Raw genomic sequence first — 233 nt, 5'->3', positions numbered from 1 at the left:
GTCCTGTACGGTGACGACAGCCCGCTGGTCGGCTGGCTGGGGTTCCTCGGCGACCGGTTCGTGGCGCTGAGTCTGGCCACCCTGATGGCCTTCGCCCTGCTGGGTACACGCCGTGGCATGACCCGCGAACAGGTGATGGAAGTCGCCACCAAGGCACTCGACCCCGCCGGCATCATCATCCTGGCCACCGGCGCGGGTGGCGTCTTCATGCAGATGCTGATCGATTCCGGGGC

At 67.4% G+C, this 233-nt stretch carries 1 pseudogene; it reads left to right on the top strand.

The features are described from left to right. Nucleotides 1-233, top strand: a pseudogene (locus R2R70_RS23370) (gluconate transporter); the annotation flags it as partial.

This window comes from Cobetia sp. SIMBA_158, assembly GCF_046566945.1.
GTDB lineage: Bacteria > Pseudomonadota > Gammaproteobacteria > Pseudomonadales > Halomonadaceae > Cobetia > Cobetia amphilecti.
Note: the sequence above shows the minus strand (reverse complement) of the source record. Positions and strands in the feature narration are given on the sequence as shown.